Source organism: Citrobacter sp. Cf116 (genome assembly GCF_030336505.1).
Lineage (GTDB): Bacteria > Pseudomonadota > Gammaproteobacteria > Enterobacterales > Enterobacteriaceae > Citrobacter > Citrobacter freundii.
Map to the genome: position 1 here is coordinate 190916 of NZ_JAOWEQ010000041.1, position 22357 is coordinate 213272.

At 53.8% G+C, this 22357-nt stretch carries 20 protein-coding genes; 8 read left to right on the forward strand and 12 right to left on the reverse strand.

What is annotated here, in order from left to right:
- Positions 1 to 3 precede the first annotated feature (3 nt).
- From caiC to caiE, 3 genes are read left to right on the forward strand one after another with little or no spacing between them, the layout of a single operon-like run.
- A complete protein-coding gene (gene caiC, locus OGV74_RS21815; protein WP_057063545.1) occupies positions 4 to 1557 on the forward strand; it encodes a crotonobetaine/carnitine-CoA ligase in 1554 nt (517 codons plus the stop codon).
- A 54-nt stretch (positions 1558 to 1611) separates the two neighbouring features.
- The gene (caiD, locus tag OGV74_RS21820; protein ID WP_086504883.1) at positions 1612 to 2397 is read left to right on the forward strand and encodes a crotonobetainyl-CoA hydratase; all 786 of its coding nucleotides are present in this window, start codon (positions 1612 to 1614) and stop codon (positions 2395 to 2397) included.
- 6 nt (positions 2398 to 2403) lie between these two features.
- Positions 2404 to 3000, forward strand: a complete 597-nt coding sequence (caiE, locus tag OGV74_RS21825; RefSeq protein ID WP_086504882.1) for a carnitine operon protein CaiE — start codon at positions 2404 to 2406, stop codon at positions 2998 to 3000.
- 75 nt (positions 3001 to 3075) lie between these two features.
- On the opposite strand, the gene caiF is transcribed toward caiE, so the two are convergent.
- The 5 genes from caiF to OGV74_RS21850 form a co-directional block, all read right to left on the reverse strand.
- Positions 3076 to 3471 carry a carnitine metabolism transcriptional regulator CaiF gene (gene caiF / locus OGV74_RS21830; RefSeq protein ID WP_003018912.1) on the reverse strand — a complete coding sequence of 132 codons (396 nt, stop codon included), beginning with the start codon at positions 3469 to 3471 and terminating at the stop codon, positions 3076 to 3078.
- 273 nt (positions 3472 to 3744) lie between these two features.
- Positions 3745 to 6972, reverse strand: a complete 3228-nt coding sequence (gene carB / locus OGV74_RS21835; RefSeq protein ID WP_048216847.1) for a carbamoyl-phosphate synthase large subunit — start codon at positions 6970 to 6972, stop codon at positions 3745 to 3747.
- Between the two features lie 17 nt (positions 6973 to 6989).
- Positions 6990 to 8138, reverse strand: coding sequence for a glutamine-hydrolyzing carbamoyl-phosphate synthase small subunit (gene carA / locus OGV74_RS21840; protein ID WP_003018918.1), 1149 nt, complete (start codon positions 8136 to 8138; stop codon positions 6990 to 6992).
- A gap of 456 nt (positions 8139 to 8594) precedes the next feature.
- Complete coding sequence (gene dapB, locus OGV74_RS21845; RefSeq protein WP_003018920.1) at positions 8595 to 9416, reverse strand: 4-hydroxy-tetrahydrodipicolinate reductase; 822 nt, start codon at positions 9414 to 9416, stop codon at positions 8595 to 8597.
- 133 nt (positions 9417 to 9549) lie between these two features.
- Positions 9550 to 10557, reverse strand: coding sequence for a LacI family DNA-binding transcriptional regulator (locus tag OGV74_RS21850; protein ID WP_003837354.1), 1008 nt, complete (start codon positions 10555 to 10557; stop codon positions 9550 to 9552).
- A 189-nt stretch (positions 10558 to 10746) separates the two neighbouring features.
- On the opposite strand from OGV74_RS21850, the gene OGV74_RS21855 reads away from it, so the two are divergent.
- From OGV74_RS21855 to OGV74_RS21875, 5 genes are read left to right on the forward strand one after another with little or no spacing between them, the layout of a single operon-like run.
- A complete protein-coding gene (locus OGV74_RS21855; RefSeq protein WP_086504881.1) occupies positions 10747 to 12492 on the forward strand; it encodes a class I mannose-6-phosphate isomerase in 1746 nt (581 codons plus the stop codon).
- A 4-nt stretch (positions 12493 to 12496) separates the two neighbouring features.
- Entirely contained in the window at positions 12497 to 12925 is a 429-nt protein-coding gene (locus OGV74_RS21860; RefSeq protein WP_086504880.1) for a PTS sugar transporter subunit IIA, read from the forward strand.
- Between the two features lie 11 nt (positions 12926 to 12936).
- The gene (locus OGV74_RS21865; protein ID WP_003837349.1) at positions 12937 to 13431 is read left to right on the forward strand and encodes a PTS sugar transporter subunit IIB; all 495 of its coding nucleotides are present in this window, start codon (positions 12937 to 12939) and stop codon (positions 13429 to 13431) included.
- A gap of 10 nt (positions 13432 to 13441) precedes the next feature.
- Positions 13442 to 14242 (forward strand): PTS mannose/fructose/sorbose/N-acetylgalactosamine transporter subunit IIC, encoded by an 801-nt coding sequence (locus OGV74_RS21870; protein WP_016151644.1) that lies wholly within the window; start codon positions 13442 to 13444, stop codon positions 14240 to 14242.
- The gene (locus OGV74_RS21875) at positions 14242 to 15060 is read left to right on the forward strand and encodes a PTS system mannose/fructose/sorbose family transporter subunit IID (RefSeq protein ID WP_003837346.1); all 819 of its coding nucleotides are present in this window, start codon (positions 14242 to 14244) and stop codon (positions 15058 to 15060) included. Before OGV74_RS21870 ends, OGV74_RS21875 begins: the two co-directional genes overlap by 1 nt.
- Before the next feature lie 40 nt (positions 15061 to 15100).
- Here OGV74_RS21875 and OGV74_RS21880 read toward each other — a convergent pair whose 3' ends face one another.
- From OGV74_RS21880 to ileS, 7 genes are all read right to left on the reverse strand, one after another.
- The gene (locus OGV74_RS21880; protein WP_086504879.1) at positions 15101 to 15883 is read right to left on the reverse strand and encodes a glucose-6-phosphate isomerase family protein; all 783 of its coding nucleotides are present in this window, start codon (positions 15881 to 15883) and stop codon (positions 15101 to 15103) included.
- Complete coding sequence (locus OGV74_RS21885) at positions 15876 to 16439, reverse strand: glucose-6-phosphate isomerase family protein (RefSeq protein WP_086504878.1); 564 nt, start codon at positions 16437 to 16439, stop codon at positions 15876 to 15878. The genes OGV74_RS21880 and OGV74_RS21885 overlap by 8 nt, the downstream gene beginning before the upstream one ends.
- Positions 16440 to 16536: 97 nt before the next feature.
- Complete coding sequence (gene rihC / locus OGV74_RS21890) at positions 16537 to 17451, reverse strand: ribonucleoside hydrolase RihC (RefSeq protein WP_048219746.1); 915 nt, start codon at positions 17449 to 17451, stop codon at positions 16537 to 16539.
- Positions 17452 to 17517: 66 nt separating this feature from the next.
- Entirely contained in the window at positions 17518 to 18468 is a 951-nt protein-coding gene (gene ispH, locus OGV74_RS21895) for a 4-hydroxy-3-methylbut-2-enyl diphosphate reductase (protein WP_003018925.1), read from the reverse strand.
- A 1-nt stretch (position 18469) separates the two neighbouring features.
- Positions 18470 to 18919 carry an FKBP-type peptidyl-prolyl cis-trans isomerase gene (gene fkpB / locus OGV74_RS21900; protein ID WP_003018929.1) on the reverse strand — a complete coding sequence of 150 codons (450 nt, stop codon included), beginning with the start codon at positions 18917 to 18919 and terminating at the stop codon, positions 18470 to 18472.
- Positions 18920 to 19036: 117 nt separating this feature from the next.
- Entirely contained in the window at positions 19037 to 19534 is a 498-nt protein-coding gene (lspA, locus tag OGV74_RS21905) for a signal peptidase II (protein WP_003018932.1), read from the reverse strand.
- Positions 19534 to 22350, reverse strand: a complete 2817-nt coding sequence (gene ileS / locus OGV74_RS21910) for an isoleucine--tRNA ligase (protein WP_086504877.1) — start codon at positions 22348 to 22350, stop codon at positions 19534 to 19536. Before ileS ends, lspA begins: the two co-directional genes overlap by 1 nt.
- Between the last annotated feature and the right edge of the window lie 7 nt (positions 22351 to 22357).

Below are 22357 nucleotides of genomic sequence, written 5' to 3' on the forward strand. Positions count from 1 at the left end.
AATATGGATATCGTTGGCGGACAAAACTTACGTCAGATGTGGGACGACCTGGCCGGGGTGTACGGAGATAAAACGGCGTTAATTTTCGAATCCTGCGAAGGAGTCGTTCGGCAGTTTAGCTATGCCTCGCTCAATGAAGAGATTAACCGCACGGCAAACCTTTTCCATTCCTTAGGGATCCGCAAGGGCGATAAGGTCGCATTGCATCTGGATAACTGTCCGGAATTCATTTTTTGCTGGTTTGGGCTGGCAAAAATTGGCGCCATTATGGTACCGATTAATGCCCGCTTACTGGGCGAAGAAAGTGCCTGGATCCTGCAAAACAGCCAGGTAAGCCTGCTGGTCACCAGCGCCCAGTTTTATCCTATGTACCGCCAGATACGGCTGGAAAATACCACGCCGCTTAATCATATCTGCCTGATTGGCGAACAGCTTCCGGTTGACGACGGCGTGAGCCACTTTACCCAACTGCAATCCCGCCAGTCCGCCACGCTGTGCTATACACCTGCGTTATCCACTGACGATACGGCGGAAATTCTGTTTACCTCAGGCACCACTTCACGGCCTAAAGGGGTGGTGATTACCCACTACAACCTGCGTTTTGCAGGCTACTACACTTCCTGGCAAATCGCTCTGCGCGATGATGACGTCTATATGACGGTGATGCCCGCTTTTCATATCGACTGTCAGTGTACCGCCGCAATGCCCACATTCTCCGCTGGCAGCACCTTTGTGCTGCTAGAGAAGTACAGTGCCAGGGCGTTCTGGAATCAGGTGCATAGATATAAGGCGACGGTTACCGAATGCATTCCGATGATGATCAGAACGCTGATGGTACAACCTGCCGCGCCAACCGACAGACAGCATCACCTGCGCGAAGTAATGTTCTATCTCAATTTATCCGCACAGGAAAAAGACGCCTTTACCGAACGCTTTGGCGTCAGGCTGCTGACCTCCTACGGTATGACTGAAACCATCGTCGGTATTATCGGCGACCGTCCCGGTGACAAACGACGCTGGCCCTCCATTGGCCGCGTGGGATTTAGCTATGAAGCCGAAATCCGTGACGATCACAACCGTCCCCTGCCCGCCGGAGAAATTGGCGAAATCTGTATTAAAGGCGTGCCGGGCAAAACAATCTTCAAAGAGTACTATGCCCAGCCGGAGGCTACCGCCAAAGCGCTGGAACCTGAAGGCTGGTTACATACCGGAGATTCGGGCTATCAGGATGCGGATGGCTATTTTTATTTCGTCGACAGACGCTGCAACATGATTAAACGCGGCGGAGAAAATGTCTCCTGCGTCGAGCTGGAAAATATTATTTCTGCGCATCCGAAAATTCAGGACATTGTGGTTGTCGGTATTAAAGATTCAATCCGTGATGAAGCCATTAAAGCGTTTATCGTCCTTAATGAAGGTGAAACATTAAGCGAAGCCGAGTTCTTCAGCTTCTGCGAAAACAATATGGCGAAATTCAAGGTTCCCTCGTTTATGGAGATAAGAACCGACCTGCCGCGCAATTGTTCAGGAAAAATAATCAAAAAAAATCTGAAATAACCCTCCCGGTAGGAATTCCTCCTGCCGGGAAATCTATTTATCTGGAGATGAACTATGAGTGAATCATTACATCTGACCCGTAACGGCCCGATTCTGGAAATTACCCTCGACCGGCCTAAAGCCAATGCCATTGATGCAAAAACCAGTTTTGCCATGGGTGAAGCGTTTCTTAATTTTCGTGATGACCCGGAATTACGCGTAGCGATAATCACCGGCGGCGGTGAGAAATTCTTTTCTGCGGGCTGGGACTTAAAAGCGGCAGCTGAAGGTGAAGCGCCGGATGCCGATTTTGGCCCAGGCGGCTTTGCCGGTTTAACCGAAATTTTCGACCTCAATAAACCGGTCATCGCTGCGGTAAACGGCTATGCGTTTGGCGGTGGTTTTGAATTGGCGCTGGCGGCGGATTTTATCGTCTGCGCGGAAAATGCCAGCTTCGCGCTACCGGAAGCCAAGCTCGGGATCGTGCCTGACAGCGGCGGCGTTCTGCGTCTGCCGAAGCTACTGCCACCGGCTATCGTCAACGAAATGGTGATGACCGGCAGACGAATGAGTGCCGAAGAAGCACTGCGTTGGGGTATCGTCAACCGCGTTGTCAGCCAGAGCGAACTGATGGATAGCGCGCGCGAACTGGCGCAGCAGCTGGTGAATAGCGCCCCGCTGGCGATCGCCGCGCTGAAAGAGATTTATCGTGCGACCAGCGAAATGCCGGTGGAAGAAGGCTACCGCTACATCCGCAGCGGCGTGCTGAAGCACTATCCGTCAGTGCTGCACTCCGAAGATGCGCTTGAAGGACCGCAGGCGTTTGCAGAAAAACGCGATCCGGAGTGGAAAGGACGCTGATAACCGATGAGCTATTACGCCTTTGAAGGCCTGATTCCGGTAGTGCATCCAGAGGCGTATGTTCATCCCAGCGCCGTGTTGATTGGTGATGTAATCGTTGGGGCTGGCGTCTACGTCGGCCCGCATGCCTCACTGCGCGGTGACTATGGTCGACTGATTCTGGAGGCAGGTTCTAACTTGCAGGATGGCTGCATCATGCACGGTTATTGCGACACTGACACCATCGTGCATGAGAATGGGCATATCGGCCATGGCGCAATCCTGCACGGTTGCATGGTGGGCAGAGATGCGCTGATCGGCATGAACAGCGTCATTATGGACGGCGCAGCGATTGGTGAAGAGAGCATTGTCGCCGCCATGAGCTTTGTCAAAGCCGGATTTCAGGGGGAGGCAAGGCAGATGCTGGTGGGCTCACCCGCTCGCGTATTGCGTGAAGTCACGGACCAGGAACTGCACTGGAAACGGTTAAACACCAAAGAGTATCAGGATCTTGCGGTCCGCTGCCGGGCAGGTTTACGCGAAACGCAGCCATTAACGCGGGTCGAAGAACACCGGCCGCGCCTGAAAGGCACGACGGACGTAAAACCCAAATCAGCACAGTAATTGATGCCGGATTCGCTCACGCTTATCCGGCCTACGCGTCAACCACCGTTTATGCCGCCATCAGGCAACTGACAATTAGCGACGCATACTCTTGGAGAGCATCATCTGCCATTTCTGCTCACGGTTGAGCTCTGTTGGGGGAACGGCAGACAGCCGCGGCGTTTTCGCCACACTCACCTTTTTTTCCTGCAAATTGTGGCTCAATCGGTTGTAGAGGTGAGAATCAATACTGATGACTTTTACCAGACGCTGGCACTGGCAGCCCCGGCCTGCAATCTGATTAGGGATCATCTTAACTTCACAAACAATTTCTCCCACTTCCGACAGAATATAAGAGAGCGTATTAATTGCTTTGCAGTGTTCAATATCAAAATGGCGGGAAATTTCTTTTGCGGTGATCCAACGATCTTCAGCCATCATCCAGTCAGCAATTAACAAATAAAGCGGTCTTTCAACATATTTTTCACACATAAGCACACCATTTCACAAATTAAAAATCTGGCTACGGCCTGTCCAAATTAATAAAAACTAAGCCATATTAAAATTGTGGATATAAAAGATAGTATGCGACTTGAATGTTGATTAGTGTGAGCAATATCGTGCTTATTACATTGAAAATGTGGTTATGAAACTGCATTTGGCCAGGAATGACCTTACGAGAGATAAAAAAAGGGTTTCTTTACAGAAACCCTTTCAAGATTATATTGCAGGTCCGGTTAACGCAATTATCACCGGACTCTTTGTTTATGACTTTTTGATCTGCGCGTGCATTTCCTGCACCGAGGTCACCTTCTCAGTGGCATCGGCATTCAGCGCCATCGCCGTCGCGAAACCGCCGTTCAGGGTAGTGTCATAATGCACTTTGTACTGCAGGGCGCTACGGCGAATCAGCTTAGAGTCTTCAATCGCCTGACGACCTTCGGTGGTGTTGATGATGTAAGTGTACTCGCCATTCTTGATACGGTCCTGAATGTGCGGACGCCCTTCATGCACCTTGTTCACCAGACGTGGATTGATACCCGCTTCGCCCAGCACAATCGCCGTGCCGTGCGTTGCATCCAGCTCAAAACCAAACTTCAGCAGTTTCGCCGCCAAGTCAACCACACGCTCTTTATCGCCTTCGCGAACGGAGAGCAGCGCACGCCCCTGTTTTTTCATGGTGGAGCTGCTGCCCAGCTGTGCCTTGGCGAACGCTTCCGCGAAGGTACGGCCCACGCCCATCACTTCCCCGGTAGAGCGCATTTCTGGCCCTAACAGCGGGTCAACGCCCGGGAATTTGTTGAACGGCAGCACTACTTCTTTTACTGAGTAGTACGGCGGGATAACTTCTTTGGTTACGCCCTGCTGTGTCAGCGTTTTCCCGGCCATCACGCGCGCCGCAACTTTCGCCAGCGGTACGCCAGTTGCCTTGGAGACGAACGGAACGGTACGCGCCGCACGCGGGTTCACTTCAATCAGGTAAACTTCGTTATTCTTCACCGCAAACTGAACGTTCATCAGACCGCGAACCTGCAGTTCGAAGGCCAGTTTCTGCACCTGCTGACGCATCACATCCTGAATTTCCTGGCTCAGGGTGTACGCTGGCAGAGAACATGCGGAGTCACCGGAGTGTACACCCGCCTGTTCGATGTGCTCCATGATGCCACCAATCAGCACCATTTCGCCGTCGCAGATAGCGTCCACGTCCACTTCAACCGCATCGTCAAGGAAACGGTCCAGCAGTACCGGCGCATCGTTAGAAACGCTGACCGCAGTCTGGAAGTAGCGACGCAGGTCGGCTTCGTCGTAGACAATTTCCATCGCGCGGCCGCCGAGAACATACGACGGACGCACCACCAGCGGGTAGCCAATCTCTTTCGCCTTCTCAACAGCCTGTTCGATAGCCGTTACGGTAGCGTTCGCCGGTTGCTTCAGCTTCAGACGGTCAACCGCCTGCTGGAAACGCTCACGGTCTTCCGCGCGGTCGATGGCATCCGGGCTGGTGCCGATTACCGGTACACCTGCCGCTTCCAGCGCACGCGCCAGCTTCAGCGGGGTCTGGCCGCCGTACTGTACGATGACGCCTTTCGGCTTCTCAATGCGCACGATTTCCAGTACGTCTTCCAGCGTGACCGGCTCGAAGTACAGGCGGTCGGAAGTGTCGTAATCAGTAGAGACGGTTTCCGGGTTACAGTTGACCATGATGGTCTCGTAACCGTCTTCGCGCAGCGCCAGAGAGGCGTGTACGCAGCAGTAGTCGAACTCAATGCCCTGACCGATACGGTTTGGACCACCACCCAGCACCATGATTTTATCGCGGTCGACGGACGGATTCGCTTCACACTCATCTTCATAAGTGGAGTACATATAAGCGGTGTCGGTCGCGAATTCCGCCGCACAGGTATCCACGCGCTTGTAGACCGGGTGAAGGTTATATTGGTCACGCAGTTTGCGGATTTCCGCTTCGCGAACGCCGGCCAGTTTTGCCAGACGCGCATCAGCGAAGCCTTTGCGCTTCAGTACGCGCAGGAAGTCAGCGTCGAGGCCGTTGATGCCAAGGTCAATGACTTTTTCTTCCAGGCGCACCAGCTCTTCAATCTGCACCAGGAACCAGCGGTCGATGTTGGTCAGGTTGAACACGCCATCGACGGACAGGCCAGCACGGAAGGCATCGGCGATGTACCAGATACGCTCAGCGCCAGCGTCTTTCAGTTCGCGACGGATTTTGGTCAGCGCTTCCGGGTCGTCCAGGCTGACTTTCGGGTCGAAGCCGGTCGCGCCCACTTCCAGACCGCGCAGCGCTTTCTGCAGCGATTCCTGCTGGGTGCGGCCAATCGCCATCACTTCACCAACAGATTTCATCTGCGTGGTCAGACGGTCATTAGCACCTACGAATTTCTCGAAGTTGAAGCGTGGAATTTTCGTCACAACGTAGTCGATGGACGGCTCAAACGAGGCCGGAGTACGGCCGCCGGTGATGTCGTTCATCAGTTCGTCGAGGGTGTAACCTACGGCTAGCTTGGCAGCGACTTTCGCAATCGGGAAGCCGGTAGCTTTGGACGCCAGCGCCGAGGAGCGGGATACGCGCGGGTTCATCTCGATGACAATCAGGCGACCGTTTTTCGGGTTTACCGCAAACTGGACGTTAGAACCGCCGGTTTCCACGCCGATTTCACGCAGTACCGCCATCGAGGCGTTACGCATGATTTGATATTCTTTGTCGGTCAGCGTCTGGGCAGGTGCTACGGTGATGGAATCACCGGTATGGATGCCCATCGCGTCGAAGTTTTCGATGGAGCAGACGATGATGCAGTTGTCGTTTTTATCACGCACCACTTCCATCTCGTACTCTTTCCAACCAATCAGCGATTCATCAATCAGCAGCTCGTTGGTTGGGGAAAGGTCCAGACCGCGTTCGCAGATTTCTTCGAACTCTTCGCGGTTGTAGGCGATACCGCCACCGGTGCCGCCCATGGTGAAGCTAGGGCGGATAATGCACGGGAAGCCAACGTCAGCGGCAACCGCCAGCGCTTCTTCCATGGTGTGAGCGATGCCTGAACGCGCGGTGTCGAGACCAATCTTCTTCATCGCGATATCGAAGCGACGACGGTCTTCCGCTTTATCAATGGCATCCGCCGTTGCGCCAATCATGGTCACGCCGAATTCAGCCAGTACGCCCTGGCGCTCCAGCTCCAGCGCACAGTTCAGCGCCGTCTGACCGCCCATGGTTGGCAGCACCGCGTCCGGACGTTCTTTCTCAATAATTTTGCGTACTACTTCCCAGTGAATTGGCTCGATGTAGGTGGCATCGGCCATTTCCGGGTCGGTCATGATGGTTGCCGGGTTGGAGTTCACCAGAATAACGCGGTAACCCTCTTCACGCAGGGCTTTACACGCCTGTGCACCGGAATAGTCAAACTCACACGCCTGACCGATAACAATCGGACCCGCGCCCAGAATCAGGATACTTTTTATGTCTGTACGTTTTGGCATGGCTCTTTTACTCCTGATTATTTCGCGGACTGACGGTATTGCTCAATTAACTCGATAAAGTGGTCGAACAGCGGTGCAGCGTCGTGCGGACCCGGACTCGCTTCAGGGTGCCCCTGGAAGCTGAATGCCGGTTTGTCGGTACGATGAATCCCCTGCAAGGTGCCGTCGAACAGTGACTTGTGGGTCACGCGCAGGTTGGCAGGCATGGAGGCTTCATCTACAGCAAAACCGTGGTTCTGCGCGGTGATCATCACGGTGTTGTTATCAATATCTTTTACCGGATGGTTGCCGCCGTGGTGGCCAAACTTCATCTTAATGGTCTTCGCACCGCTCGCCAGCGCCAACAGCTGATGGCCGAGGCAGATGCCAAATACCGGAATATCGGTTTCGAGGAATTTCTGAATCGCGGTAATCGCATAGTCGCACGGCGCCGGGTCGCCAGGGCCGTTGGACAGGAAGATACCGTCCGGATTCATCTTCAGAACGTCTTCTGCTGAGGTTTTCGCCGGTACAACCGTCAGGCGGCAGCCGCGGTCCGCTAACATACGCAGAATGTTACGTTTAGCGCCGAAATCGTAAGCCACAACGTGGAACGGCAGTTCATCGGCAGATTTTGCTTCCGGCAGGTCACCCGCCAGCGTCCAGCTCCCCTGCGTCCAGCTATAAGGCTCCGCGGTGGTCACTTCTTTCGCCAGATCCATACCGTTCAGGCCAGGGAAAGCTTTTGCTTTTTCCAGTGCCAGCGCCGCATCCGGGTTATCGCCCGCGATGATGCAGCCGTTCTGTGCACCCTTTTCACGCAGCAAACGCGTCAGCTTACGGGTATCGATATCAGCAATCGCCACAATGTTATGGCGCTTCAGGTAAGAAGAGAGGTCTTCGGTATCGCGGAAGTTGCTGGCAATCAGCGGCAGGTCGCGGATGACCAGGCCTTGCGCATGTACCTGTGAAGATTCTGCATCGGCTTCATTGGTGCCGACATTACCGATATGAGGATAAGTAAGAGTGACGATTTGGCGGGAATAGGAAGGATCAGTGAGGATTTCTTGATAACCGGTCATTGAAGTATTGAAAACGACTTCCCCAACCGCCGAACCTGTTGCCCCTATGGCCCGACCGTGAAACTGGGTTCCGTCTTCCAGAACCAATAGCGCTGACTTAATCAAAACACCCTCCAGAGAATATTCACTCACTTTATTTGCATATTAATTCATTAACACTTCATGAATCAATGCAAATTTGCTTACCTATGGATTTCTGGCAAACGGCGGCATTCTAGAGATAGCCCACGTAAAAGTCTACCCAAAAGGGTAATTTTTATTATTATTTTGCGCCACTGGGATAAATCACACGATTTAACAGGCAAAAAGATCAGCTAACTCGGGGTGGAAAACGCTTGCGGTAGGCAAAGAGTGTAAAAACAGAATACGGGAGAGAAAAAAGTGGACCATTTGGTCAAAATTTACATTGAGATAACATAAACACCCAACAAAATATATACAAACACTCATTTAAAAGAAAAAACACATTAAAAAGCGAAAAAATGAAAGGGCAATAAAATATTGCCCCATGTAATCAATTAATTATGATTACAATAACCACATCACGAAGGGTAGCAAAAGCTATAAATTACGTAAATCAAGCACATCTTTCATATCAAAAAGACCATTTGACTTTGATTTTAGCCAAATTGCCGATCTCACCGCACCGTTAGCAAAGGTCATGCGGCTGGACGCTTTATGCGTGATCTCAATACGCTCGCCAATATCAGCAAACATCGCGGTATGCTCACCAACGATATCCCCCGCCCGCACCGTGGCAAAGCCGATCGTGCCCGGTACGCGCTCGCCAGTGTAACCTTCACGTGAATAGACTGCGCAGTCTTTCAGATCTTTATCCAGCGCCCCGGCAATCGCCTCGCCCATCGCCAGCGCAGTGCCTGACGGCGCATCAACTTTATGGCGGTGGTGGGCTTCAATAATCTCAATATCAGTGTAATCGCCCATCACTTTCGCCGCTTTCTCCAGCAGCTTAAGCATAACGTTCACGCCGACGCTAAAGTTCGCGGCGAAAACGATAGCAATCTCCTGCGCGGCATCACGAATAGCCTGTTTACCCGCGTCATCAAAGCCGGTGGTGCCAATCACCATCCCTTTACCGTGTTGGCGGCAAAACGCCAGATGCGTCAGCGTGCCTTCCGGGCGGGTAAAATCGATGAAAACATCGAAATCATCTTTCACCGCTTCAAGGCTACTTTGTACGGTAACGCCCGTTTTCCCGGCTCCCGCTAACTCTCCGGCATCGCTTCCTAATAAGGAGGAACCTTCGCGCTCCAGCGCCGCGCCCAGCTGTACGCCTTCCATGCCGAGAGTGGCCTGAATCAACTGACGCCCCATGCGTCCTCCGGCTCCCGCGATGGCAACGCGGATTTGTGCATCATGCATAGCTATTCTCTTTTGTTAATTTTACGTAAATCGTTTTCAGATTAACCAGCGCAACGCTGCGCCGCCAGCCGAAAACGTCGATAATTAGAATTTAATGATAAACAGGCAGAGATATCAGTAAAAGGCATGACGATCAGCTAAAACCACATGATTCTCTGACCACCAGCGCAGGCGGCAGAATAATACGTTTCGGTGGTTCGTCATTTCCCTGAATGCGACTGTAAAGCAGCTCCCCAGCCTTGCGACCAATCTCTTTTGCCGCCACCGACACAGTGGTGAGCGCAGGCTGTACCAGCGCCGCTTCGGTGATGTCGTCGAACCCCACCAGCGCAAAATCGCGCCCTGGTTCACGCCCCATTTTACGTAATGCCTGCATGACCCCAAGCGCCACGATATCCTGATAACAAACGGCAGCGGTAATTTGCGGGAAGCGCAGAAGAAGAGACTCCGCCGCTTTTGCGCCATCAATTTGGCTGGCCTGCGTCGCCACTATCCATTCCGGATTAGGCGATATTCTATGCTCCAGCAACGTGCTGGTGAATCCACCTATACGCTGCGCCCGGCTCCCGGAACTTGGGCTCCCCCCAATAAACGCAATATTCTTGTGCCCCATTTTGACTAAATGGGTGGTGGCCATTTGCGTACCGAGAAAGTTATCGGTGCCCACAAAATCAAAATCAGGATCGCTAAGGGGACGGACCACCATGATGGCGGGAATATTGCGCCGTTTCAGCGCTTCGAAGAAGGATGTCGGCGTTTCACGCGCCGCGCAGAGCACCATGCCGCAGGCATTATTGCGCATCAACGAGTCGACAAATTTTTGCTGCCGTTCTCCTGACTCTTCGCTGTTTGCCAGAAACAGCAGCAGGTCATGCCGCTCCATCTCATGGCTCAGCCCTGCCGTCATCTCACCGTAAAAAGGGTTAGTGATATCGTGTAACAACAATCCGACCTGATTACTGCTCCGGTTACGCAGGTTGGCGGCGGTTTGATTATAAACGTAGCCAGTATCGTCCAGCGCTTTGAGCACGCGGTCACGCGTGGCCTGAGAAATGCGTCCCCGGTTACGCAATACCATTGAAACGGTTGCCGTGGAGACTCCCGCGCGTTCCGCTACCTGCGCCAACGTGACTGTTGTCATGACTTCTCCTGAATTTATTGCAAAGGTTAATCGAATAACCGAAATCTTGTCTTTTTACGTGTGATTCACATCACGCTAACGTGCTTTTCACCGCACTGGATCCTGAATATGGCGGGTTAATCGCGTTAACCACACTATGAAAATAAGGTTAATCGATTAATCTTAAATAAGCCAACACGGAGACAGAAAATGCGTACAACCTATAATAAATTCCCTGAGGTTAGCATTCAGGGCTATGACAACCACGCCTGGCAGGGTTGGTCGTCGATCCATTCAGTGATTAACACCAAAGTATCTGGCGCAGCCAAAACCGTATTGATCGTGGATTGCTATCCGGGCGTGCGGCTTGACGAACTGGAGCAACAGCTCGTTACGGCATTAGATGCCGCACTGGTGCTGAATATTGAATCCGCCCGCCGCGATGAGCAGGCCCTGCATGATTTACTGGCGCGTAACCTGACCGACGATCGCGTATTCGGCGTGCTTTCCTGTCATCACCTGGATGAATTTTTTGATAGCGACAAACTCAGCCAGCTCCGCCAACAGATTGATGCCATTAGTGAAGGGTTGGTCGTGGTATACGGCTCTGGCGCTGCATTGGCACACCCGGGTGACGTGCTGGTTTATGCTGACCTTCCGCGCTGGGAAATTCAGCAGCGCATGCGCCATGACGGGCTGGGTAACTGGGGGGCAAAAAACCAGGATGAAGATATTCTTCGTCGTTACAAACGTGCTTTTTTCATTGAATGGCGGGTCTTCGACAAACACAAAACGCCGTTACTCAAACGTGCCGATTATTTGCTCGATACCACGGTAGAAAATAGTCCCGCGATGGTCAGCGGCGACGCGCTACGCGCCGGTCTGCAACAAACCACCCAACAACCGTTTCGCGTTGTCCCTTTCTTTGACCCTGGCGTCTGGGGCGGGCAATGGATGAAACAACGCTTCGATCTCGATCCCTCAGCCCCCAATTACGCGTGGTGTTTTGATTGCGTGCCCGAGGAAAACAGCCTGTTACTGCGTTTTGGCAACGTGCGGATCGAGATCCCCTCTCAGGATCTGGTGCTGACCTGTCCCCGCCCACTGCTGGGCGAAAAAGTCCATGCGCGCTTTGGCGCGGAATTCCCGATCCGTTTTGACTTTCTTGACACTATTGGTGGCCAGAATTTGAGCTTTCAGGTTCATCCGCTTACCGAATACATTCAGCAGCAGTTTGGCATGCACTATACCCAGGATGAGAGCTATTACATTCTCGAAGCCGAGCCGGACGCCGTGGTGTATCTCGGCACCAAAACCGGGATCGCGCCGCAAGATATGCTCGACGATCTCCGGGCAGCGGGGCGTGGTGAAAAAACGTTTGATGATGAACGATTCGTGAACCAGATCCCTGCGCATAAACACGATCACTTCCTGATCCCCGCCGGAACCGTCCACTGTTCAGGAGCAGGCACCATGGTGCTGGAGATCAGCGCAACGCCGTATATTTTCACCTTCAAACTGTGGGACTGGGGTCGCTTAGGATTAGACGGCTTACCGCGTCCGGTGCATCTGGATCACGGCCAACAGGTTATTGACTGGCAGCGTGACACGCAATGGGTACACGACAATCTGGTCAACCGTATTGACCCCATCGCAGAAGGAGAAGGTTGGCGAGAAGAAAGAACCGGGATGCACGAACGCGAATTTATCGAAACGCGTCGCCACTGGTTTACGGCACCGGTCACTCACCATACCCATGGCGGCGTAAACGTCCTTAACCTTGTCGAAGGAGCTCAGGCCGTTGTCGAAAGCCCGAGCGGCGCGTTTGCCCCGTTTGTCGTCAACTATGCAGAGACCTTTATCATCCCAGCCGCCGTTGGAGAGTATCGCATTTCGCCGTTTGGCAAAGGCATCGGTCAACAGCTTGCCACGATTAAAGCCTGGGTCAGAGGATAAGCGCATGATTAACGTTATTGTTGCCACCCATGGCCCCCTGGCGGAAGCGCTTCTCGCCAGCGGTCGTATGGTTTACGGAGAATTACCGCATGTTTATCCCGTCACGCTGAGTGAACAGGCAGGTATCGAAGGGTTTAAACAGTCGTTCTCTCAGGTCCTCGCCAGTGCCGGGAAAGACGCTGACGGCGTTCTGGTGCTGTGTGACATGCAAAGCGGTACACCCTGGAATGTCGCCTGCCATCATGCGTTTTCTGCACAAACGGTTCCTCCTGTTGCCGTGGTAGCGGGAGTCAATTTCCCAATGTTGTTACAAAGCGAAGAGATCTGCCATTTAACGGACGTTCACGCCGCAGCCGTCGAGCTGTTGGCGTTGACGGTACCCACGCTGATTAAAGCCGTCCCGGTTTTATCCGTTCAGTCCGACGATTTTTAAAGGAAACCACTATGAGTATTTCTTTTGTACGTATCGATGACCGCGTAATCCATGGGCAGCTCGTGACACGTTGGGCCAAAGAGCTGCCCTGTGACGGAATTGTCGCTATAGACGACGCCGTCGCGGCCGACCCTCTGCTCTCTTCGGTGATGAAAGGCGCTGTGCAGGACACCAAAGTCTGGTTGTTTGATACGGCCACCGCAATTGAAAAACTGCCGAAAGTCATTGCCAGCGAGAAACGTTATTTCGTCATTGGCAAATCCCCCGTGACGCTCAAACGCATTGAAGAAGCCGGTATCAGCCTGAAAAATGCCAACGGCAAGATTAATGTGGGTCCAATGAGTGCTCGTGCTGATACCACCACCATCGGTCCGAATCAGTCGGTCAACGGGGATGAAATTGCCGCCTTTGACTGGCTGACACAGCATGGCCACCTGGTTGAGTTTCGCCTGGTGCCTGATGCCAGTTGCTACAGCTGGCAGGACGCACGTCAGAAGCTGAAATAAGGAGCGCACGATGATTATCGAAGCTACGTTGATTGGCATACTTTGCTATCTCGGCGCCCTTAGCAGCCCCTGGTTGCTGGGACTGACCGGCGGCTGGTACCTGATCACCCGCCCGCTGATTTCCGGAATGCTGGTCGGGATTATCCTCGGCGACATTAAAACCGGGATCATGATTGGCGTCGCGGTTCAGGCGGTGTATATCGCGATGGTTACACCCGGCGGTTCGATGCCCGCCGACCTCAACTTTGTGGCTTACCCGGCAATTGCTTTAGGGATCCTTTCCGGAAAAGGCCCCGAGGTCGCGGTCGCGCTGGCGGCAACCATCGGTATAGCCGGAACCATTTTATTTAACGCGATGATGGTACTGAACTCCTTCTGGAATCACCGGGCAGATGTGGCACTGGAACGGGGCGACGAACGCGGCATTTACCTGAACAGCGCCATCTGGCCACAGGTGACAAACTTTGTCCTGCGTTTTGTACCGACCTTTATTGCGGTTTACTTCGGGGCACAATACATCAGCGGCTTTATGGACAGTTTGCCGAAAATTGTTCTGTCGACGATGAACGTACTGGGCGGCATTTTACCTGCAGTCGGGATCGCGATTTTGCTCAAGCAGATCATCAAAAACTACACCATGCTGATCTACTTCCTCGTCGGTTTTGTCTGCATCGTCTTTTTAAAACTCAACATGGTCGCGCTGGTGATCGTCGGTTCACTGCTGGCGTTGATCCATTACAACTACAAACCGGAACCGCCGCAGGCCGCGAATGCAAAGTCGGTAGCCGATGATGATGAGGATGAATTCTGATGGAAGAACGTACACTTACGCGTAAAGATCTTCGCCGCTGCTGGCGCGCATGGATGATGCACAACTTGTCATCGATGAGCTTTGAGCGTCTGGAGTCTTTTGGCTTTTGCCTGAGTATGCTCCCGGTGGCGAAAAAGCTCTATCCCGACGCAACCCAACGTACAGAGATGCTGCGCCGCCACGCCTCGTTTTATAATACAGAACCCCAGATAGGCGCGATCGTAAATGGCATGGTGCTGGGGCTGGAAGAGAAAAAAGCGAACGGTGAGCCGATCGATGGCGAGACCATCAATACCTTGAAGGTTGGTCTGATGGGCCCTATTGCCGGGATCGGCGATTCAATGATCCCCGGCATGTTGATCCCTATCCTGCTCAGCATCGGCATGGCCCTGGCGGCCGGCGGTAATATTCTGGGGCCGCTGTTTTATACCGTTGCCTGGCTGGCTATCATCATTCCCGGCTCGTGGTTCCTGTTCCTGAAAGGCTACAAGATGGGTTCCGGCTCGGTGGAAATGCTGGTGAGTAGCAAGTCTGCCCGTCTGCGTGAAGCATTATCGCTGCTGGGCGTGTTTGTCATGGGGGGCGTGGCGGCAAGTTACGTTAAACTTGGTACCGGGCTGGAATTTATTACCAAAGATGGGGTGAATATCCATGTTCAACAAATGCTGGACGGTATCTTCCCGCAGTTACTGCCGCTGATAGTGGTACTTGGCACCTGGTATCTGATGGCCAAGCGTGGTGTGTCGCCAGTGAAAGCGATGGTATTGCTGCTGGTCCTGGCGGCGCTTGGCGTCGCCACGGGCCTGTTTGCGGGGTAATACACAGAAAACGATACAGCCGGGGCTATGCCCCGGCTCTTTATGGGTGAAAGTTTTGCCACAGCTCGGGATATTTGTCCGGGCGTGAGATAAATTGAAAGCGCGTCGGGTCCTCGATGAACTGCTGGTAAACAGGTGCAGAACTAATTGAGAACTCCGTATATTGTCGGGGCGTTACGGCCTGCAATCGTCCGGGAATGTAACGCGGATTATGCTGCCAGATAACGTTGTTTCCCTGCAGTAACGGGTACCACGCCAACCCTTTATGCGCACGCACGGCGTCGTACTCAAAACCATATTCACGATCGCACCACGCACCAAAGGTTAACGGGACATCCGGATCTGCGGATATGGTCGCATGCCCCCAGCCGGGTGGTACCAACACTTTCTCACCGGGTCCGGCAATTACAGCAAAACAGCGGCCAGGGTCATCCTCAACATACTCCTGCATATAGATTATCGCTTTTCCCTGCCAGATTTCGTAAAGCTCCGGCGGGGACCAGCCGCTGTGCTGACTGATACGATGAATATGTCCCTGACTACGCACCGGCTCTTCCCCCAGTCGTCCCGCCGCATAAGTCACCACGCCAAATAACAGCATCCGCTTTTTCAACTCTTCGCGATCCTGCATTCGCGCCACATCCATCGCAATGGCATACACCTCTTGCGGCCCTTCACAGTGCGGATCGCGCAGCGAGGCGCGGATGTCATCGAGTTGACGAATTTCCGGCATCGGCCCGGTAACCTCATCCCCATAGCTAAAGCCAAGCGGGCGATGATGAACCGTCATATCGAGGCCGTAAGAATGCGCTAAGTCAGCCATTCTGTACCTCCTTCGCCTGAACCCGATTATTTTCCTCAAAGACTCTTATTCTGAAGCCCCTGGCGAGCGCCGCATAATCATGACCCGCAATCCCCGGCCATACGGCGAGCGCCGACAGTACCTCTTCCCCGGTGTTGATTAACCGGTGCGCGGTAAAGCCGCGGATAATGTGGATGGATCCGGCGAATACCTTTTCCAACCTCGCGTCGCCCTGTTCGGTTTGCAACAGCAGCAAACCAGTGCCACGCAGACCGAAATAGACTTCCCCCTGTTCGCGGCGCTCATGGAAATGCCCGCGGGTCATAAAATACTCGCAGCCGACCCGACCAGGATAAAGATGGGTAACGCCGGTGTAGAGTTCACCTTCAGCGGAAGACGTATCCAGCATCTCAACGTCATACACGACCTGCTCACCAGCCAATTGCTGACGGGCGTTTTCATCGGCAAAAACGTCAGTAAGATCCTGAATACGGGTAGATTTGCGCAATAACGGGCCATCGGCCAAAGCGCCGCTTGCCCACGCCACCTGCGGTGGCTGGATAAAAGAAAGGTTCATATGTGTCTCCGGCCCGAGGAGAACAACAGGATCAGATTAGCAGATTAATCGATTAACCTGCTAATTCTGTCTGCATATTGCGGGCCGGATCACAGCCTCAAGGGGCCAGTGCAAGCACCTCTGCCACCCACTGCTGGAAACCTTCAACGTTCAGACCCAGCGCAACCTGCGCATTTGCTGGATGCCCCAGACGTCCTTCGATGTCCACCACCGTCGCACCTGAGGTATATTCGCCCTGGGTTTCAACCGCCACGAAACACGACTGCAGGGTAAACAGTTCCGGACGCACCAGCCAGGCAATGGCACACAGATCGTGCATTCGCAGCCCCGTATTCATACTGCCGCTACGGTAATGGCTAAACAGCGCGTGCAGCATTTTTCCCGTCTGGTTAAGCTGGGGGAGCGTCGCCAGATAGTCCGGGGCGAGCATGGCCTGGTTAGTAACATCCAGCCCACACATCACAATATCCAGCCCGCTCTGGAAGACTTTCGCGGCAGCCTCGGGATCGATAGCAATATTAAACTCGGCGTTGGGTGTGAAGTTCCCGCGCCCGGCAGAGCCGCCCATAATCACCAGACGGTGAATGTTGAATACGCATTCAGGATAATGGGTCAGCAGCAGCGCAATGTTGGTCAGCGGGCCAATTGCCACCAGCGTCACGGGCTGCGGGGCATGCATCAGCGCATCGCGAATCGCCTGGAAGGCGGGTTTTGCCATCGCCTGGCGGTCGTGTTCGACAAATTCATACCCTTCCATACCGGACTCGCCGTGCACGGAAGCGGCATCACGCAGTGGCCGCACCAGCGGCATCGATGCTCCCTGCGCCAGTGGAACATCCGCATTCCAGAAGTGCAGCAGTTGCAACGCATTACGGGTGGTTTTTTCCACCGACACATTGCCTGCTACCGTGGTCATCAGTTGCAGATCCAGCTCAGGGGCAAACAGCGCGGCGGCAATGGCGGCGGCATCATCAATGCCGGGATCGGTATCAAGAATGATCGGTAAGCGCATGGTTTCTCCATAAAAAAATGCCAGACGTTAAGTCTGGCATCTTCTCATAATCGTAACCGGAAAGACTTACTCTACTTCACGAACATCCACACGCAGCTCTTTCGGCACTTCGAAAACGATGTTCTCTTCGCGGCCTTCCAGCGGAATAGCTTCCCCACCGCCAAGCTCCTGCAGGCGAGCAATCACGTTTTGCACCAGGATATCCGGCGCCGATGCTCCGGCCGTCACACCTACGCACTTCGCCTCTTTCACCCACGCTTCCTGGATGTCGGTCGCATCGTCAATCAAATACGCCGCTTTCCCCATTCGCTGTGCCAGTTCAGCCAGACGGTTGGAGTTAGAGGAGTTCTTCGAGCCGACCACCAGCACAACATCAGCCTGTTCCGCCAGCGCACGGACCGCTTCCTGACGGTTGGTGGTGGCATAACAGATATCGTCTTTGCGCGGTCCGACAATTTTCGGGAAGCGTTGACGCAGAGCATCAATAACGTCAGAAGTATCGTCAACGGAGAGCGTGGTCTGCGTCATGAAGGATAATTTGCCTTCATTTTTCACATTCAGTTTCAGCACATCATCTGGTGATTCAACCAGATACATTCCGCCTTGCGGGTTGCTGTACTGGCCCATCGTGCCTTCAACTTCCGGGTGTCCGGCGTGACCAATCAGAATGGATTCTTCGCCACGACGGCTGGCGCGAGCAACTTCCATATGCACTTTCGTGACTAGCGGACAGGTTGCATCAAAAACCGTGAGGTCGCGGCCTTTGGCTTCGTTACGCACAGCCTGAGACACGCCATGAGCGGAGAAAATCAGGATCGCGCCATCCGGCACTTCGCTGATTTGCTCGATAAAAATAGCGCCGCGCTCGCGCAGGCTATCCACCACATAACGGTTATGTACCACTTCATGACGGACATAAATCGGCGCGCCGTAAATAGCCAACGCGTTTTCGACAATGCTGATAGCGCGGTCTACACCAGCGCAAAAACCGCGCGGGTTGGCCAACAGGATCTGCATTTTACGCCTCCAGTGCCGGTTCGACTTCCAGCACTTCAATATCAAAATGAACGGTATGCCCAGCCAGCGGATGGTTGAAATCAACCGTGATCGAGTCACCGTTGATTTCACGGATCACGCCAGGCATCTCACTGCCGTCCATTGCGGTAAAGAGCATGATAGCGCCAATTTCTGGCTCGCCCGCGTCCATAAATTCCCGACGCGAGAAATATTGAATTAAGTCCGGACTTGATACGCCAAAGGCGGCATCCGGCTCCAGAGCAAAGGTGGTTTTATCGCCTTCTTTTAGCCCCAGCAGGTGTTGCTCCAGTCCTTCAGACAGAGAACCGTCGCCCAGGCGAAACAGCGCAGGCTTGCCGTTATTGCGGGTTGACTCTGCGGTGGAGCCATCGTCGAGCTTAAGGGTGAAGTGCACCAGCACCGCACTGTTACTCTGTACTGATTTAGACATGCAGGTTGCTCTTTAAAATTGCTGCCGCCTGTCTGCCCGGTGGCGCTACGCTTACCGGGCCTACAAGGATCGCAGTAAATTGTAGGCCGGATTAGCATAGCGCCATCCGGCATTTTTTTATGCGGCTTTTTTCTCTTTCGACGGCAGGAAGCCTTCGAGAACAATCAATGCCGCCCCGATACAAATAGCTGTATCGGCCAGATTGAAGGTCGCGAAATGCCAGTCGCCGACGTAAAAGTCAATCATATCAACCACAAAGCCGTGCCACAGGCGATCGAACAAGTTGCCCAGCGCACCGCCAATGATTAACGCATACGCGATGTTGTTCAGCTTCTGCGTCGCCTTCGAGCGATACATCATCACCATCAGGATGACGCAAATACCGATAGCGATACCGGCAAAGAACCAACGTTGCCAGCCACCGCTGTCAGCTAAGAAACTAAACGCCGCACCATAGTTACGCGCGTAGTGCAGATTAAGCGACGGAAACAGCGACACCGTATCCCCCAGAGCAAAGTTCTGGAGGATCAGGTATTTGCTGCCTAAATCGATAATCAGCACGACTACCACCAGCCACAGCCAGCGTAGTCCTGTTGAACAAAGAGGCTTACTCATCAGGCAAACTTACGTTGTTCGCCATCACCGGCGATGTTGCTGACACAGCGTCCGCAGATATCTGCATGTTCCGCCACCTGGCCGACGTCGGTAGTGTAATGCCAGCAGCGCGGGCATTTCTCACCTTCGGCTTTGCTCAGTACGATTTTCAGACCTTTGAGCAGTTCGCTCTGCTGAGCATCAGCAGGAGCAGCCGCATAATCCGCAACCGTCGCACCAGAGGTCAGCAGTACAAAACGCAACTCTTCACCCAGCGCGGTCAGTTTCGCCGCCAGCTCAGGTTCAGCGTACAGGGTCACTGCCGCTTCCAGAGAACCGCCGACTTTCTTATCCGCACGCGCCTGCTCGATAACCTTGTTCACTTCGCCGCGCACTTTCAGCAGCTCGTCCCAGTAGGCATCGTTCATCGCTTCGGTTTCGGCTAAGCCAAACAGACCTTCGTACCATTCACCGGTAAAGACGTACTTCTCACGATCGCCCGGCAGGTAGCCCCAGATTTCATCGGCGGTGAAGGACATGATCGGCGCCATCCAACGAACCAGCGCTTCTGCAATATGGAACAGCGCAGTCTGGCAGCTACGACGCGCCACGCTGTCCGCTTTCGCGGTGTACTGACGGTCTTTGATGATGTCGAGGTAGAACGAACCCATTTCTACGGAGCAGAAGCGCATCAGGCGCTGTACCACTTCGTGGAAGTCATAGGCTTCATAGGCTTTCAGGATTTCGTCCTGCGCCGCTTGCGCACAACCTACCGCCCAACGATCCAGCACCACCATCTCTTCCGGTTTCACCATGTCTTTAACCGGATCGAACCCGTTCAGGTTCGCCAGCAGGAAGCGCGCGGTGTTACGGATACGACGATAGCTGTCGGCAGCACGTTTCAGGATTTCGTCAGAAACGGCCATTTCACCGGTGTAATCGGTAGAAGCAACCCACAGACGCAGAATATCCGCGCCCAGTTTGTTCATCACGTCCTGCGGAGAAACGGTGTTACCGATAGATTTGGACATCTTACGGCCCTGACCATCAACGGTGAAACCGTGGGTCAGTACCTGGCGATAAGGTGCTTTGCCTTTCATGGCGGTGGAGATCATCAAGGAAGACATGAACCAGCCACGGTGCTGGTCAGAACCTTCCAGATACATATCTGCCGCATGGCCCGCAAACTCAGGACGCACATCCACGACGGATGAGTGGGTTGAACCGGAGTCGAACCACACGTCCAGCGTATCCGGGACTTTGACATACTGGTCAGCTTCGTCGCCGAGGATATCTTTCGGATCGAGATCCCACCACGCCTGGATGCCGTCAACTTCAACGCGTTTAGCCACTTCTTCCATCAGTTCGATAGCGCGCGGATGCAGCTCTTCGGTGTCTTTGTGAACAAACAGAGACATCGGCACACCCCACGTACGCTGACGGGAGATACACCAGTCAGGACGGTTGGCAACCATCGATTCAATACGCGCCTGGCCCCAGTCCGGGATCCACTGTACGCCTTTGATCTCTTTCAGCGACTGCGCGCGCAGGCCTTTCTGATCCATGCTGACGAACCACTGCGGGGTCGCACGGAAGATGATCGGTGACTTGTGACGCCAGCAGCATGGGTAGCTGTGCTGCATCTTCTCAACGTGCAGCAGCGCGCCTTTTTCGCTCAGCAGCGCAACGATTTTGTCGTTGGCTTTAAAAACGTTTACACCGTCCAGATCCGGATAGGTACCCGCCAGGTATGCGCCGTCCGGGCCAACCGGGTTAGCGATTTCCAGACCGTATTTCTGGCTGATGACGTAGTCATCCGGACCGTGACCGCCAGCGGTATGGACCGCACCGGTACCCGCGTCCAGCGTAACGTGATCGCCAAGGATAGCCGGCACGTCAAAGCCCATAAACGGATGGGTAAAGCGCAGCAGTTCCAGCTCAGCGCCTTTCACGGTGCCGAGAATGGTGTATTCAGCCGCGCCAATACGCTGCATGACGCTTTCAACCAGATCTTTCGCCAGAATCACAGCCTGGCCGTCAATCTGCACCAGCGCATAGTCAAAATCAGGTGCCAGAGAGATTGCGCGGTTCGCCGGTAACGTCCACGGGGTAGTGGTCCAGATAACCAGAGAGATCGGGCCGTTGACGTCAGAAACGCCAAATTTCGCTTTCACCGCATCCTGATCGGCAGCGTGGAACGCCACGTCGATGGACGGGGAGGTTTTGTCATAATACTCAACTTCCGCTTCCGCCAGCGCGGAACGGCAGTCAACGCACCAGTGTACCGGCTTCGCACCTTTGTGCAGGTGACCGTTGCCGATGATTTTACCCAGCGCACGAATGATGTTGGCTTCAGTTTTGAAGTCCATGGTCAGGTACGGATGCGACCAGTCGCCCAGTACGCCAAGACGGATAAAGTCTTTACGCTGACCATCAACCTGGGTCGCTGCGTATTCACGGCACTTGGCGCGGAACTCAGCAGCGGTGAACTTCTCGCCCGGCTTGCCGTATTCCTGCTCTACTTTCAGCTCGATCGGCAGACCGTGGCAGTCCCAGCCCGGAACGTACGGCGAGTCATAGCCCGTGAGTCCTTTGGACTTCACGATAATGTCTTTCAGAATCTTATTAACCGAGTGACCAATATGAATGCTGCCATTCGCATAAGGAGGGCCATCATGCAGAATGAAGGTTTTTTTGCCTTTTTTGGCCGCACGAATGATGCCGTACAGGTCATCATCAGTCCAACGCGCCAGCATTCCCGGTTCGCGCTTGGCGAGATCGCCGCGCATCGGGAACCCTGTTTCCGGCAAATTCAGGGTTGATTTATAGTCACTCATCAGATTC

Excerpts from the sequence above, each read along its gene's own strand:
- caiC (WP_057063545.1), top strand. The coding sequence starts at position 4 with ATGGATATCGTTGGCGGACAAAACTTACGTCAGATGTGGGACGACCTG.
- caiD (WP_086504883.1), top strand. The coding sequence starts at position 1,612 with ATGAGTGAATCATTACATCTGACCCGTAACGGCCCGATTCTGGAAATT.
- caiE (WP_086504882.1), top strand. The coding sequence starts at position 2,404 with ATGAGCTATTACGCCTTTGAAGGCCTGATTCCGGTAGTGCATCCAGAG.
- caiF (WP_003018912.1), bottom strand. The coding sequence starts at position 3,471 with ATGTGTGAAAAATATGTTGAAAGACCGCTTTATTTGTTAATTGCTGAC.
- carB (WP_048216847.1), bottom strand. The coding sequence starts at position 6,972 with ATGCCAAAACGTACAGACATAAAAAGTATCCTGATTCTGGGCGCGGGT.
- dapB (WP_003018920.1), bottom strand. The coding sequence starts at position 9,416 with ATGCATGATGCACAAATCCGCGTTGCCATCGCGGGAGCCGGAGGACGC.
- OGV74_RS21850 (WP_003837354.1), bottom strand. The coding sequence starts at position 10,557 with ATGACAACAGTCACGTTGGCGCAGGTAGCGGAACGCGCGGGAGTCTCC.
- OGV74_RS21855 (WP_086504881.1), top strand. The coding sequence starts at position 10,747 with ATGCGTACAACCTATAATAAATTCCCTGAGGTTAGCATTCAGGGCTAT.
- OGV74_RS21860 (WP_086504880.1), top strand. The coding sequence starts at position 12,497 with ATGATTAACGTTATTGTTGCCACCCATGGCCCCCTGGCGGAAGCGCTT.
- OGV74_RS21865 (WP_003837349.1), top strand. The coding sequence starts at position 12,937 with ATGAGTATTTCTTTTGTACGTATCGATGACCGCGTAATCCATGGGCAG.
- OGV74_RS21870 (WP_016151644.1), top strand. The coding sequence starts at position 13,442 with ATGATTATCGAAGCTACGTTGATTGGCATACTTTGCTATCTCGGCGCC.
- OGV74_RS21875 (WP_003837346.1), top strand. The coding sequence starts at position 14,242 with ATGGAAGAACGTACACTTACGCGTAAAGATCTTCGCCGCTGCTGGCGC.
- OGV74_RS21880 (WP_086504879.1), bottom strand. The coding sequence starts at position 15,883 with ATGGCTGACTTAGCGCATTCTTACGGCCTCGATATGACGGTTCATCAT.
- OGV74_RS21885 (WP_086504878.1), bottom strand. The coding sequence starts at position 16,439 with ATGAACCTTTCTTTTATCCAGCCACCGCAGGTGGCGTGGGCAAGCGGC.
- rihC (WP_048219746.1), bottom strand. The coding sequence starts at position 17,451 with ATGCGCTTACCGATCATTCTTGATACCGATCCCGGCATTGATGATGCC.
- ispH (WP_003018925.1), bottom strand. The coding sequence starts at position 18,468 with ATGCAGATCCTGTTGGCCAACCCGCGCGGTTTTTGCGCTGGTGTAGAC.
- fkpB (WP_003018929.1), bottom strand. The coding sequence starts at position 18,919 with ATGTCTAAATCAGTACAGAGTAACAGTGCGGTGCTGGTGCACTTCACC.
- lspA (WP_003018932.1), bottom strand. The coding sequence starts at position 19,534 with ATGAGTAAGCCTCTTTGTTCAACAGGACTACGCTGGCTGTGGCTGGTG.
- ileS (WP_086504877.1), bottom strand. The coding sequence starts at position 22,350 with ATGAGTGACTATAAATCAACCCTGAATTTGCCGGAAACAGGGTTCCCG.